13 protein-coding genes are annotated in these 12,864 nt (G+C 42.9%); 5 read left to right on the forward strand and 8 right to left on the reverse strand.

The window, feature by feature from the left end:
- The first annotated feature begins 3 nt into the window (after positions 1-3).
- The 4 genes from L1285_RS14155 (at position 4) to fur (ending at position 1,592) form a co-directional block, all read left to right on the forward strand.
- The gene (locus tag L1285_RS14155; RefSeq protein WP_046004500.1) at positions 4-225 is read left to right on the forward strand and encodes a DUF2788 domain-containing protein; all 222 of its coding nucleotides are present in this window, start codon (positions 4-6) and stop codon (positions 223-225) included.
- Positions 225-503, forward strand: a complete 279-nt coding sequence (gene ybfE, locus L1285_RS14160) for a LexA regulated protein (RefSeq protein WP_010384731.1) — start codon at positions 225-227, stop codon at positions 501-503. Before L1285_RS14155 ends, ybfE begins: the two co-directional genes overlap by 1 nt.
- A 14-nt stretch (positions 504-517) precedes the next feature.
- Positions 518-1,045, forward strand: a complete 528-nt coding sequence (gene fldA / locus L1285_RS14165) for a flavodoxin FldA (protein WP_046004501.1) — start codon at positions 518-520, stop codon at positions 1,043-1,045.
- Positions 1,046-1,145: 100 nt separating this feature from the next.
- Positions 1,146-1,592, forward strand: coding sequence for a ferric iron uptake transcriptional regulator (gene fur, locus L1285_RS14170; RefSeq protein WP_054015203.1), 447 nt, complete (start codon positions 1,146-1,148; stop codon positions 1,590-1,592).
- Positions 1,593-1,880: 288 nt separating this feature from the next.
- Here fur and L1285_RS14175 read toward each other — a convergent pair whose 3' ends face one another.
- From L1285_RS14175 to L1285_RS14200, 6 genes are all read right to left on the reverse strand, one after another.
- A complete protein-coding gene (locus L1285_RS14175) occupies positions 1,881-2,270 on the reverse strand; it encodes a response regulator (RefSeq protein ID WP_235412859.1) in 390 nt (129 codons plus the stop codon).
- Between the two features lie 131 nt (positions 2,271-2,401).
- A complete protein-coding gene (locus L1285_RS14180; protein ID WP_235412893.1) occupies positions 2,402-3,841 on the reverse strand; it encodes a M1 family aminopeptidase in 1,440 nt (479 codons plus the stop codon).
- A 423-nt stretch (positions 3,842-4,264) separates the two neighbouring features.
- A complete protein-coding gene (locus L1285_RS14185; protein ID WP_235412860.1) occupies positions 4,265-5,134 on the reverse strand; it encodes a hypothetical protein in 870 nt (289 codons plus the stop codon).
- A gap of 377 nt (positions 5,135-5,511) precedes the next feature.
- Positions 5,512-6,084 carry an NAD(P)H-dependent oxidoreductase gene (locus L1285_RS14190; protein ID WP_235412861.1) on the reverse strand — a complete coding sequence of 191 codons (573 nt, stop codon included), beginning with the start codon at positions 6,082-6,084 and terminating at the stop codon, positions 5,512-5,514.
- Positions 6,085-6,145: 61 nt separating this feature from the next.
- Complete coding sequence (locus L1285_RS14195; protein ID WP_235412862.1) at positions 6,146-6,499, reverse strand: MerR family transcriptional regulator; 354 nt, start codon at positions 6,497-6,499, stop codon at positions 6,146-6,148.
- Positions 6,500-6,610: 111 nt separating this feature from the next.
- Positions 6,611-7,039 (reverse strand): hypothetical protein, encoded by a 429-nt coding sequence (locus L1285_RS14200; RefSeq protein WP_235412863.1) that lies wholly within the window; start codon positions 7,037-7,039, stop codon positions 6,611-6,613.
- A gap of 613 nt (positions 7,040-7,652) precedes the next feature.
- Between L1285_RS14200 and L1285_RS14205 the strand changes: the two genes are divergently transcribed.
- Positions 7,653-10,310 carry a serine/threonine-protein kinase gene (locus L1285_RS14205; RefSeq protein WP_235412864.1) on the forward strand — a complete coding sequence of 886 codons (2,658 nt, stop codon included), beginning with the start codon at positions 7,653-7,655 and terminating at the stop codon, positions 10,308-10,310.
- Here the strand turns inward: L1285_RS14205 and L1285_RS14210 are convergent.
- Together L1285_RS14210 and L1285_RS14215 are read right to left on the reverse strand one after the other, a co-directional pair.
- Positions 10,307-11,839 carry a hypothetical protein gene (locus tag L1285_RS14210; protein WP_235412865.1) on the reverse strand — a complete coding sequence of 511 codons (1,533 nt, stop codon included), beginning with the start codon at positions 11,837-11,839 and terminating at the stop codon, positions 10,307-10,309. The genes L1285_RS14205 and L1285_RS14210 overlap by 4 nt on opposite strands.
- A 32-nt stretch (positions 11,840-11,871) precedes the next feature.
- Positions 11,872-12,816, reverse strand: coding sequence for an FHA domain-containing protein (locus L1285_RS14215; protein WP_235412866.1), 945 nt, complete (start codon positions 12,814-12,816; stop codon positions 11,872-11,874).
- Positions 12,817-12,864 lie beyond the last annotated feature (48 nt).

A 12,864-nucleotide genomic window follows, 5' to 3' on the forward strand; every position in this document is an offset into this window, starting at 1 on the left:
AAGATGATCAACGAATTTATGAATGAGTTTGAAACCATTGGTCTTTACTTTGCTCTCGCCGGGATTTTCTTCTTTATAGGTATGGCCATTCAGGACGTCCTAAAGAAAGGAGACGTGCCCAAGTTTGGTCGATACATTGTCTGGTTAGTGCTATTTTTAGGGTGCTCAGGCTTTATCGCCAAGGGCCTGATACAAGTATTTTGGCAAGGTGCGGGTGTTGGTTAATGGCCAAGTCTGAATTAGATAGAACCACTATCGACTTGTTTGAAAATGAAAAGCGCCCTGGTCGGCCTAAGACAAATCCTCTCCCCAGAGAGATGCAGCTAAAGATCAACAAGCGCAATCAGATTAAAAGAGACAGAGCAAGAGGGTTAAAGCGCGTTGAGTTTAAAATTTCCTCTGAACTATATCAGGCATTGAGCGATATGGCAGAAGAGCAAAACATCAGTCGTAGCGCGCTGATAGAAACCATTTTGCAAGAAAAATTAGCGATTAATAGATAAAAGGTAAGTAGTTAATGGCAAGCGTAGGTATTTTTTTCGGCAGTGACACGGGTAACACCGAACACGTTGCAAAAATGATCCAAAAAGAATTGGGCAAAAAATTAGTCGACGTAAAAGACATTGCCAAGAGCAGCAAAGCGGATATCGAAGAGTTCGACTTGATCCTTTTTGGTATCCCTACTTGGTACTACGGTGAAGCCCAGTGCGACTGGGATGACTTTTTCCCAGAACTGGAAGAAATCAATTTTGAAGGCAAGCTGGTTGCAATCTTCGGTTGCGGTGACCAGGAAGACTATGCCGAGTACTTCCTCGATGCAATGGGTATGGTCAATGACATCGTCACTGAACGTGGTGCAATCGTGATCGGTAACTGGTCGACAGAAGGCTATGACTTCGAAGCTTCTAAAGCCCTGGTAGACGATAGTCACTTTGTGGGTCTGGGTATCGACGAAGACCGTCAGCCAGAGCTCACAGAAGAGCGCGTTAAAAAGTGGTCTGCTCAGGTATATGAAGAAATGTGCCTAAGCGAGCTGGAAGACTAAGCCAGACCTATTCGGTTTAGTATCCAAAGCGCACTATTTTTAAGTCTGTGTCGTGCTAGACTTAAGTAGTAACTGAAATTAGACAAATTGAGACAGATTAATGACTGATCACAACTTAGAGCTAAAAAAAGCGGGTTTAAAGGTTACCCTGCCACGCATTAAGATCTTAGAGATCCTGCAGTGTCCTGATAACCAGCACATCAGTGCCGAAGACGTATACAAAATCCTGCTGGATAAAGGCGAAGAAATCGGTCTTGCGACCGTTTACCGCGTACTAAACCAGTTTGACGACGCCGGCATCGTGACCCGTCACCACTTCGAAGGTGGTAAGTCTGTATTTGAATTGTCAGGCAGTACACACCATGACCACCTGGTGTGCTTAAAGTGTGGTAAAGTCGTTGAGTTTGAAGACGATGTGATTGAAACGCGTCAGGAAGAAATTGCCAAAGACAACGGCATTAAGCTGACCAACCACTCTCTTTACCTGTACGGTGAGTGCAGCGACGTGGAAGCGTGTAAAAAATACGCTGAAGAAAACGGTAACTAATAAATTGCTGTTTTAATTGAAGAAGCCGACTACTGTCGGCTTTTTTGTGCCTAAACGCCCTAAAACTCATTCACGATTGGAGGCTGTGGCCTACCCTATCAACAGATTTGGCTAATACCAATTCCACTTAATGTCTATCCTGTTCTAATAAGCGTATATGACGCTAATGGTGTTAAAAGTTTCCTTTTTCAAACCTATGCCTCAGACAAAGGTTGAAATACTTTCGCCCCAAACTAGAATACTTAGTTCAGCAAATTGGTGTGACCAACATGAGGTATTAATCACAACTTAACTATTAAAAGTATTTCCCGGTATTTTATGTACAATAACGCTCTCAATTGTTTCTCTCAATCCACCTGCAGTGAAAGGTTTAACAATATAATTATTTACCCCGGCTCCGAGCGCTTCACTGATCTCAGCACGTGATGCGATGACAGTCATCATTAAAAAGCTCACATTATTGTGAGGCCCGGCCCAAATGGTCTTCACAAACTCAAGCCCCGACATATCGGGCATGTGCCAGTCAGCTATGACAAGATCGAACCCTCCCTTGTTGAGCTCCTCTAATGCCGCACTGCAGGTGTCCACCTGAACTGAATCTTGATAGCCCATTTGAGACAGAACTTGTACAACACTCTTGCGTATAAAAGCACTGCTATCCACGACTAAGGTTTTCATATAACGCCTCCTTTTAAAAATAGGACATTCATTTATTTTAGTACTAACGGCGGTGCTTGGTCAGTGATTGCATAACCCAGCTCTATACCGTGAAAACCAGCAATCACCAAAGCCTTTACCAAACCAGTGTCTTAATCAGTGTGCGCTGTAGGCTCAATATGATTGTTGGATTTATAGAATTCATACAGTTGTGTGTATGATTTATAATAAACTAATCGCTTAGAATATTTTGGAGAGTACGCCCATTCTTCAAAAAAATGTTCTAAGTTCGCATTAGCATATTTTTTAATGTATTGAACAAACTGTTCTGTTGTAGCACCGGTAGAATAGTAAGTCCTGTAGAAGCCACCAATCATCTCATTAAATTTTTTTTCTCCAACCAGGTCATAAAGCAAATGAAAAAAAACCATCCCTGTGATGTATGAATTTAGACCGTGCTTACCATAATCAATAAACGCTGTTCTTGTATAAAGTGGATTTTCTTTTATGACCTTTTTCAGGTGAAGCAAATTCTTTTCTGTCTGGGTTCTCAAGTGACCTGATTTACCAAATTTATCTAATGTAAGTTCTTCTAAAAATGTTGCAAGTCCTTCATTCCACCTAGGTGAATATGCATCAAGGGTTTTTACGTTCCATTGGTGACTGATTTCGTGATATACCCTGTCAAGCTCCTTAAAGCCTTTAGCATCTTGAATAACGGCTGTTACATCTGCTTGTGCCCCATAATCTTCTGGTACTTCAATAAAGGTATAGCCTAAATCCTTCTGTAAAGGTCCAAACCAATTAGTGTATAAATCAAAAGTTGCAGCAATTTTCTCAAGCAGCTGAAGAGAAGCTTGCTCTGATTCCCAACTGAACACTGAGTAATTTCCCTTTGAATAATGCTGGTAATTTGCAACTGCGAAATCCATTCGCCATGCTGGCAGCTTATTGGCATAGCGATAAGTGCTAACCTTATTACGGGTGCTGTGAGATAGTAACTCTCCACCATTCGCTACCACCAACCCCTCCGGTACATTGATAGTGACGTCATACTCATAAGTGTTCAGCCAAAACTTTGCTCTTTTGTTCACTCGGTCATTTGGATAGGTAACAAGAGGGTATGCCAGGGCGTCCATTCTGATAATAGAAAACGCTTGAGAGATGTTATCTCTAACATAATTCATTCCAGTTTCTGAATAGCCTCGTAACGAGCCGTCAAAACTGATTTGAAACTCAAAAAACTGATTTGGCTTAAGAGGCGTATCTAGCTTAATTTCAATATAATTAGTCTGCAATACAGGCCAATCTTCGTTACTCAACACTTGCTGCGTAAATTCTAGTTCATTGCCTTTACTATCGAGTAGCGAAGATACCCTAAATAAACGATATAAGCGCAGAGGAATATGATCTGCATTTTTGTTTGAGGTATTAATAACAGTAATAACACCTGAAGCGGCTAAGCTTCGCTTTTCAACATTAATATCATAATTCAACGTATAGTGATTAGCAGCCAGTTGCAGGCTTCGCTGAGAAAAAGACACTTGCGCATGAACTATGCTCGTGAGCATCGCAATTAAGAATACAATCACTTTTGACAAAATTTATCCCTGGCTACGCCTAAAATTCAACCATTAATTATCTTCCATAATGTCGAAACATAACCTGACAAAATGGACTGTATGACATATTGGTATCAATCAAGAGAATAAATTTCAAGCAAAGAATGCTTTGTATTTGTATAGGCATCATAATGTAACAATCGAATAACAAAGTGCACTGAAGTGATTTAAGATGGCCCCTGCGCATAGCCGTATAGTTAGCATACCAGTTGCCACATTGTAGGTTCATGAATTCATTGTTTCTCTTAGCCATTTTATTGAAGCTAAAAGTCTAAATTTATCGCGTTATTTGACGTGAAAAAGCCGACAATTGTCGGCTCTTTCTGTGTGCTATGGTTAATTTAATAGCGCATTTCATATGCTGTTAGCTATTTGGCACGCATTTAATGATGCTTAGTTCAGGTTAGGCTTAAAATATAGCGGCGGATAGGCAGGGTTAAGCGTTTTGTCTTCAATAATTTGCCCTGTTTTCAAGCCACGATTTGCTGAATCAAGCGTTGACTGCTGTTGCCCATTCACCATAAATGCAACTGCCACCTGTTTGTTAGATGCACCGACATTGGAACAAACCTTCACACGCATACTGTCGCTCATATCCTGCCAGGTGCACTGGAGTAAAGACGCTTCAACCCCTTCTATAAGTCGCTTAGCTGGGAATGGCCTAAAGTAAACCGGTGCCAGGTCACAGGCGTTCGAAGCGGGTTCTTTGTCAATAACTGCCTTACCACCCTGGAAAAGATCTAATGTAAACGAGTTTAAACTCATTAGACATTGGGCAGAGTTTTCTGCTTGTATTTTAGTCGCTACTGGGTATCCAATAGTACCGCCATCAACCTCATCGCACATTAACTTGTGGATGTTGTTGGCTTGTTTATCCCAACGACAATTCAGAAGCTGCTCCTGAATACCATCAACAATACGCGTCTCTGGCTCGGGGCGAAATGAAACTGAGTGACCGTAACAAGCAGATTTGTCTCCCTCAACTTCAACCGTTCCTTTAAGCTCAGTGCGATAACCGTCAAACCAACTAACACTGCAATGGTTTTGGTTGAGCAGAATTCCCCGGCTTGCTACAAACACGTCTGGTAAACTGGCATCCTGGGGGTTGCTGCAGAGCTGGCGCTCCCAAATACCAAGTTCATTTTGACTGTCTACCTGCCAGTAACAAGACATAGGTGAACTGTCTTGTGCATATACCGTTGTAATAGCGCTGGATGCGATAAGTGAAGATACTGTTACGAGTGTTTTTATTTTATTTCTCATACTGATTGTCCTTTCTAGTAATTGAGTATTTAATGCCATCCAAAGGCAAACCGATGATAACACTTTCATTTGCTTTTAAAATAATACAAAACAATTACTTACAATCAGTAACCCGAATTCACGAAAAGCAGTCATTGTGCTACAAAATACATCGGCATACTCACTTTGCATTCATTACAGGTACATATTAGAGAATTTCACAATAAGAAAACATCAATGTATCTGAACACGGCAAGCCATGACGGGTACATATGAGACGTCATCAACCTGACTCGCCTGCTGCTCTGATTCTATTGGACCAATGCTAACTGCTGCGATGTTTGGAGAAAATACTGAATAAAACGACCCAAGAAAGCCGGCGACTGCCGGCGTAATTGTTAACTTACACTCATTCCCAGCGTTTGTACCTCTTCAAGCCAACTCGTCCGCTGACTCTCATCAGATAGAATTACTGACCCAAATAAAGTCACTTCAGCTTTATTTATGCCACAAAATTCAAGCGTATAAAGGCTCAGCTGCTCCAGGACCGGCCTGGATTGTTGTTCAGCGAACTCTTGAGGCGCATCCATAGTTAATATGACTCTCGCCGTTTTACCAGTCAGCAATTGTACAACGCTGGCACTGTCATCCTGGTAAGAAAACGCCGTTCCAGGTAAAAAACCTCTATCAAGTAGTCCTTTGAGTTTTGCAGGCAATCCGCCCCACCAGACAGGTGCAACAATTACGATATGTTCGGCCCAAATAAGGGCTTCAATAAAATCGCTCAGGCAAGCTTCCAGCGCCTGAACTTCATCGTAGCCGCAAGTCAAATTTGGGTCAAATTTCATATCTGACAAATTGAAGCGGCGAACTGTTGCCGATTTTTCGGCGTGGTGTTGATACTCAGAGCTTAGACGATGTGAAAAGCTACTTTGTTTTGGGTTGCCATTTAACAGTAAGACTTTTTTCATTATTTTCCTCTTTAATTTAGGTAAACAATGAACATCTTAGAGTCTCCCGTTAAGGGAAGAGTCAAGCTGTTTTTTGACAAGAACTGATTGAGCCTATGCAGACATCTAACTTGGCTATTTTTTCGGAAATGGCCTGCAAGTCGTTTTCAAGTCTTTGCCTTATCACTACCAGGAATGCATTAATCTCTGTCCAATTTGCGCTGCCATGGTGATATTTAATCACTCCCTTCAGCTCTGATAAGGTTACCCCCAGGTCCTTAGCCTCTGAGATCAGTTTCAACACCTCAATATGTTCTGGGGTATAAACCCGATACACCCCTTTTCTCTTCGGTGCTATGATCAAGCCTTTCTCTTCATAAAACCGGATTGCTTTGACGGATAAACCGGTTTTCTTTGCCACTTCACCTATATACACTGTTATTTCCTTGAAAATTCGACGCCTGCGTCAATTATAATCACAACAAGGTTTAATCATTAAATAATGTCAGGCAAAAAAGTCGGGCTAGACCAAACCCTAACTATGCCATTAGCTTTCAAGCGCTTTTTCAATCGCGGCGAGCAGTTTTTGAGGCTCGTTGGTGCCTAAGCTGACCGTGGTGCCGTCTTTCAGCTTAAGTTCTAAGGCGTTTGAACCGGAAACATTGTATAGCCAGCCAGTGGATAACAAGCGAATACCCAGGCCATAATACCATTTGGTTGTTATAACACGAGCGGATTCTATCTGGCTGTAATCGAGTGATTTGCGCCAGAAGCCGGGGCCGAAAAACCAGCGGATCTGACCTTCGCCTACTGTAATGGTCAATGAGCAAAATAATATGGCGATGATGCCTACAATCAAAAACGCAAAGCCAATAGGCTCCTCGGGTTTAGCAATGCTGCCGTAGGCTAACACCAGTGCGGATATGCCCATAACCGCTAATATGGCGGTACCAACCTGGGTGTGCTTATAATCCATTTTTCTTTCTCCTAAAGGTTTTTCTTAACGATGTCTCCTGACCCTTTTGTTTTATAAACCGCTTAAGTAGCAAAGGGCCGACCATAATAACCCGGTCAGCCCTTAAGTTTAGCAGCGATATCCATTTACAGACACAGGACATGAATAATTTGGATCTGAAATTGGACCGCATCCCATCGCAGAAATCGCTCCGCCAATCAGACGTGTCTTATAAGCGTTGAGGACCGTCTGTTCAGACAGGTTTTTTACCTTCTTCTTGTTGAGTACTAATGTCATTATTTTCACCTATACATGATTGCACCAATATTGGTAACAAACAGTGTGTTGGTGTTTTGCTCAAAAATCAATCACAAAAGGCAAGTGTAGAAATATTTCATGGAAACGTCATGAAGTATATTTTTCGTCAGATTTAGACACAGCCAGCTTTTTTGATACTGCTTAAAAGCCTCTTCTTCCAGTACTCTCTCCTTACATTTGGTAAGCACATCACACCAATACAAACACCCAAAGCGTATGTTAGCGCATGTATTTTAGACTTCTAGATCCTTGCGCTATGTATCCGTCGCGCTACTATATTAGTTATTGTTTTTGAACTACATTGCGAGTGCAATGAATGGTGAGTAAGGTCAGGGAAATTACAGAAGGAGCAGAACACAAGGATCCAACGACAAAGTCTGATATCTGCACGCATCAATTGGTTGACAGTGCTAATAGAGAGAACGCTAATCCCAGTACCACTTCCACTTATGATCGACTTCAGCAGTATCGTTTTGAAGACATGGTTGCCAAAGGAGGTATGGGCATTGTATATCAAGCACAGGACCTATTGTTAAACCGAAGGGTTGCCATTAAAGTAATCTCATCAAAAGGACATTCACCCGCCCTGTTAGATGAAGCCAGATTGGCATGTCAGGTCAATCACCCAAATATAGTCACAATATTTGATATCATAACGACTGAAGGCGACAGCTTTTTGATCATGGAATGGGTCGACGGTGTTACTTTGGATAAATACCTCCCTGAATCCGGATTAAGCATCGATGCAACACTGACATTCGCGATACAAATAGCCAAAGGCCTCGAAAGTACTCACACACAACAGATAGTGCACCGAGACATAAAGCCGAACAACATTATTGTAACATCACAGCGCCACATCAAAATACTGGACTTTGGGATCGCTAAGCTACTCTATCAGCGAAATAGTCACCCTGATTCCAGTGGGACACCCGGCTATATGTCACCAGAGCAGATGTTGGGAAAAAGTACCGATCAGACAACCGATATCTATGCATTCGGAAAGCTGTTTTACTTTATGTTGTTTGCAGACAACATGTATACCCGAGTCAGTGAAGCTGAGATTCTGACCAGGTTGCAAAATAAGACTATTGAGGAAATCGCAACTAAACCCTGCTATAACTTAACCGCCAAATTCATCTGTAGAACGCTTCAGCCAGATCCTAAAAAACGACCACAGTCTATGTCCTCTGTGCTCACAGAGCTAGAACACATACAAGCGGCAACACAAACCCCGCAAAGTATGTTAGCCAGATACCCAGCTCTCATTCTCTACTTTGTACTAACCGCATTGCTGCCTGCCTGTTTGTATCTATATGTGTTGCTTAAAGACCGCAATGACACATATGAACATGCGATAAAAGCCGCGAGGTTGCTTGCCTTCACGCCTCTGGCGACACCTGTGCAATCTCAACAAAACGCGCTAAATAAACAGCTAAATTTTATTTTATCTGCGCTAAGTAATGAATGGTCATTTGCACTGGATAATGCTTCACAGCAATCTATAAGCACACTACCTATGAATGATCATCAACCTATTGCACAGCCCGGATCACATCAACTGTTTGACTTTCAGGGGGTCGATTTACTCATTAGTTCTAAGCTCATGACTGTCGACACGGGCCACCAGCTTAGGTTTTTTGTATATGGGCCTGAATATGAGCAGCCACTAAAGACTATAGATGTTTCAATCAAAGACACTAACCTTCAGAGAACTATGGAAAATATAAAAGCAGGGCTGCGAAAAGCACTATATCTGAGCAAAAATATAGCGCGACAGAATAACGTCACGCCATTTGTATATGATGACAGATTTATCAGGATAGTGAGTAAGGTCCACCCTGCCCGCTCAAAAGGTGAGCTTGAGTCAGCGATTCAAGTACTGAGCGGCTTTTTGCATGACAAACCAGCACATGCAACCGGTCACATTTACCGGCTTAATTTGAATTTGAAGCTCATTGCAATCTCGCCGACAGCAGATGTATTGAGTGCATTTAACCAACATCTGCGCGAATATCAACGCCATTTTCCTGAAACTCAGTACAGACGTTACTTTCAGTCGCAGTATTTCATCGCATTAAAGCAAAACGCTGATGCCCTAAAAGTACTCGAAAGCAACGCTCAGCTTTACCCTGAACACATGGCTACCCATCTCACACTCGCGACATTATACAAGGATATCGACAATTCCGTTGCACAGGAATCGTCATTACTGAAAGCACATAAAATAGCGCCACTGAATATTGATATCCTATTGTCACTAGCACGCTTTTATATCGCCGAAGACAACCTCACAATGGGGCTACTCTACTATCAAAAAGGCATTGAGTTAGCGCCGTACAACCCCATTGTGCTCTCGGCTTTAGCGCATATAAATCGAGACTTACAAAGATTTGGAGAAGCGCAGAGATATGCAGGTAAACTCGTCAAAACCACGCCTGCAAAATATGAGTACGAATTATTCGCAGACATACTGATGGCTAGCAATCAACAGGAGTACGCCGCAACAGCATACCGTGGTGCACTAGCTCTAAGCCCTAATGATGACTTACTCTGGAGTAAGCTTGGTTTGGCTCTTAAGCATTCGGACCCGAAAAAGTCGCAGATTGCATTAAACAAAGCACTCACTTTAGCCGCCGAACGTCTGGCCAAATCGCCCGAGGATACACAGGCGAAAGTACAGCGGATCTTGCATTTGGCCCGCCTGCAAAGATACGCCCAGGCACACCATCTCATCAACCGCTTACCTCAGAACGAGGCATTTACCGGAACAGATTATCTGATTCTTGCCCAATCACTTGCTGAGCTAGGGCAATATACTCGGGCGCTGACTTATCTCGTCTATGCTCACGACAAAGGAGTATCTATAAACACCATAAACAATATTATGTCTCCCTATCGAAAGGAGAGTAGCGCCGTATTCTCTCGTTGGGTGAGAGAAATGCGAGCCCCCACAGAAAACCGGAACTTTTAATGGGCAATTGGTACGAATACTGGATCTGCATAATTTCGAGTTTGCAGGCCACGAAAATTACCCATTGCAGTCGGTTTTATTTGGTGTGGGCCTGACCACAAGTTATATTGCAGCGCATGTTCATCGGTTGCTTTGAATATGTAGATTCGTGACTGGTTCACTAAGTACGCAAAGAGTGCCCCCTGCTTATCTTTAATTGCAGTCGCAGCATCCACACGTATACCATCCTGCCAACCAATAAAGACTTCACTGACTTTGGTAATAGGTAGAGCATTCACTTCACCAAGGTAAATACCCATGACTTCATCTCCATTAAAGAGGTAGGCCAACATCTTAGGGCTAGTCTGAGTATTAAATGCTGCGTCAATCTTCAACCAGTGCTTGGGGACCCGCCAACGGGCAATATCTCTGGGGTATGTTTTCCCTATCGCTCTGCTCTTCAGGCCGTACCGGTAGTAGTTCCTACCATGAAAGAAATAGGCCTTCTCGTCCCCCCGAAAGCGCCTGTACAAAGCAGCATCAGGTGCAAATTTAATATCATAGAAGTAAGAATAAGCAGGTACTGGGCCAGGTTCCGTCGTTTCGGCTTTAAATGTATTCGATAGAGGTGTGAAACGGAATTGTGTCGCCCAGATTTGGGTAAACACAAAGTACCGCTGCGGATCCGAACCACTTGCTTTACGATAATGTAACAGCGCATCAATATGGGGTACTATGATATCAGGCTTGCACGTCGACAAAACTACATCAGCTCTTCCTTGCCATGTATCTGGAATAGATAAGTCTAGAAAACACGCCAGGCTTGGTGCAACATCAACCAAATTGATCCTTTGCCCATACTCATCAGGCGCATACTTCTCAGGCTGTGCCTCTAGCAAAAGCAACTCCCCTGTGCATTGTTCCGCCTGTTTGGGCATTGAAACAATAGCAATACGTGAATTCTGCCACTTTTGCGACCGCTGTAGACTTCTTATCAGTGCGGACATCTGCATATTTAACGCTCGAAATGACACGCTGGTCAGCTCAAACTGACCAAGTAGCAACCCAAAGTCGACGTGATTGTCTTCTATTGCCTCCGTGAGAAGAGTAATAACGGCTTTTGGTTTAGGCATATCCAGATGGCTTATATGATCAAAAGCCCCTCCTTGTTTCGCCAAAACCAGGCTGGGAGTAAATGAATTACCCACAGCAAGACTAAAACCCTCTGGACGTTGCGCCCGGAAAACATGAAACAAGTTTGCACTGGCATGCCGATTTTCCGCGGAAAAACCATCAAGCACGTTGTCAGTTTGATTGGTATAAGTAGAAGAAAGCAGTCGGGCCCAGCTTGCCTTGGCACCCGCCTGAGACGTAGCGCACAACTCAAGCGACCAGTGTTTAGCAGATAAACTGGCAAATTCCGACGTTAAGCCAGGCAAAATACTTTGAATTAGCTGGTCTGTGTGGTTGTCAATTGCTATTACTATCAGTTTTTCACTGCTATTCGTGCCGCCTGCTATAGCCAATTCACTGCTGAACATTAAGCTCAAAACGACTAACCTGACAAATAACAGATATCTCATTATGCTTGCATCCGAGACAAGCCACCAGAAACCGAGATATTGACCTGAGCCAGCCTGACCTCACCCTGCCGCCTTTCTATCAATTGCGGAAAACCTGCTAATGTACTTACCAAACTATTAAGCTGCTTGCGAAAGCGATAGATCTGCATATTAAGCAACACTTCACTGAGTTTTAGTGTATCAGCCAGGAGATCCTTGCAGATCCAACCCTGCTCGTCAGTTTTGAACCCGGACTTTCTGTCTAACAAACTTTGTCTGGCCAGAGTCAAAAGTAAATAGTGATGAGTGCGTTCCTGTAAATCAATTTGCACTCCGTTATACTCCACTATCAGGTTGACATGTTCTTCGTTCTGACTAACATGGAAAAACAGCGTAATATTATCGGCAACGATACGGGGTTGAGGTTGAACTTTGAACGTCGGCTCAATTTCTCGACTGACTTCAACAAACTGCCAGCTTTGGCCTGCTACTTCAATACAGTCGCCATCTTGCAGTAAAATCGTATCCTGCTCTGATTCACGACACCATTGCCCCGACTGCGCTTTGTACAATGTCACCTGAGGTTCAAATTCACTTGGTAAAGTCACTATTGAGCTCAAATAAATAACATCAGCGTGTTTATTTACAGGAATGAGCATGCTTTTTGGCGGTGCCACACTCACGACTTCCCAGCCATGTAAATCATCTTCCGAAAATGACAACTTCATCCCTTTTTTTAGCTCTATTGTGGTGTTACGCGGCACTTTTTTACCGTTGAGATAAGTGCCGTTACTACTAAGGTCCATAAGTTTCCAGGCTTCGTCTGACCAACTAAACACACAGTGCAACCTGGACACTTTCGGATCATCGATAACCAACCCTCTAATTTTGGCACTCCTGCCAATGCTAAACTGTGCAAACAAATGGATCGTTTCCCGGGTAATCACGTTTTGTAACCTAGCCATCGTAAGGCCCCACTTTTCAAGATGCTGACAGGATAAATAATCATCTAT

The sequence above is a fragment of the Pseudoalteromonas sp. DL2-H2.2 genome (assembly GCF_021532535.1).
Classification (GTDB): domain Bacteria; phylum Pseudomonadota; class Gammaproteobacteria; order Enterobacterales; family Alteromonadaceae; genus Pseudoalteromonas; species Pseudoalteromonas rubra_A.

What these genes read in the sequence shown, in the direction of transcription:
- L1285_RS14200 (WP_235412863.1), bottom strand. Translation starts at nt 7,039, where the DNA reads ATGGATTATAAGCACACCCAGGTTGGTACCGCCATATTAGCGGTTATG.
- fur (WP_054015203.1), top strand. Translation starts at nt 1,146, where the DNA reads ATGACTGATCACAACTTAGAGCTAAAAAAAGCGGGTTTAAAGGTTACC.
- L1285_RS14155 (WP_046004500.1), top strand. Translation starts at nt 4, where the DNA reads ATGATCAACGAATTTATGAATGAGTTTGAAACCATTGGTCTTTACTTT.
- fldA (WP_046004501.1), top strand. Translation starts at nt 518, where the DNA reads ATGGCAAGCGTAGGTATTTTTTTCGGCAGTGACACGGGTAACACCGAA.
- L1285_RS14175 (WP_235412859.1), bottom strand. Translation starts at nt 2,270, where the DNA reads ATGAAAACCTTAGTCGTGGATAGCAGTGCTTTTATACGCAAGAGTGTT.
- L1285_RS14190 (WP_235412861.1), bottom strand. Translation starts at nt 6,084, where the DNA reads ATGAAAAAAGTCTTACTGTTAAATGGCAACCCAAAACAAAGTAGCTTT.
- L1285_RS14205 (WP_235412864.1), top strand. Translation starts at nt 7,653, where the DNA reads ATGGTGAGTAAGGTCAGGGAAATTACAGAAGGAGCAGAACACAAGGAT.
- ybfE (WP_010384731.1), top strand. Translation starts at nt 225, where the DNA reads ATGGCCAAGTCTGAATTAGATAGAACCACTATCGACTTGTTTGAAAAT.
- L1285_RS14215 (WP_235412866.1), bottom strand. Translation starts at nt 12,816, where the DNA reads ATGGCTAGGTTACAAAACGTGATTACCCGGGAAACGATCCATTTGTTT.
- L1285_RS14185 (WP_235412860.1), bottom strand. Translation starts at nt 5,134, where the DNA reads ATGAGAAATAAAATAAAAACACTCGTAACAGTATCTTCACTTATCGCA.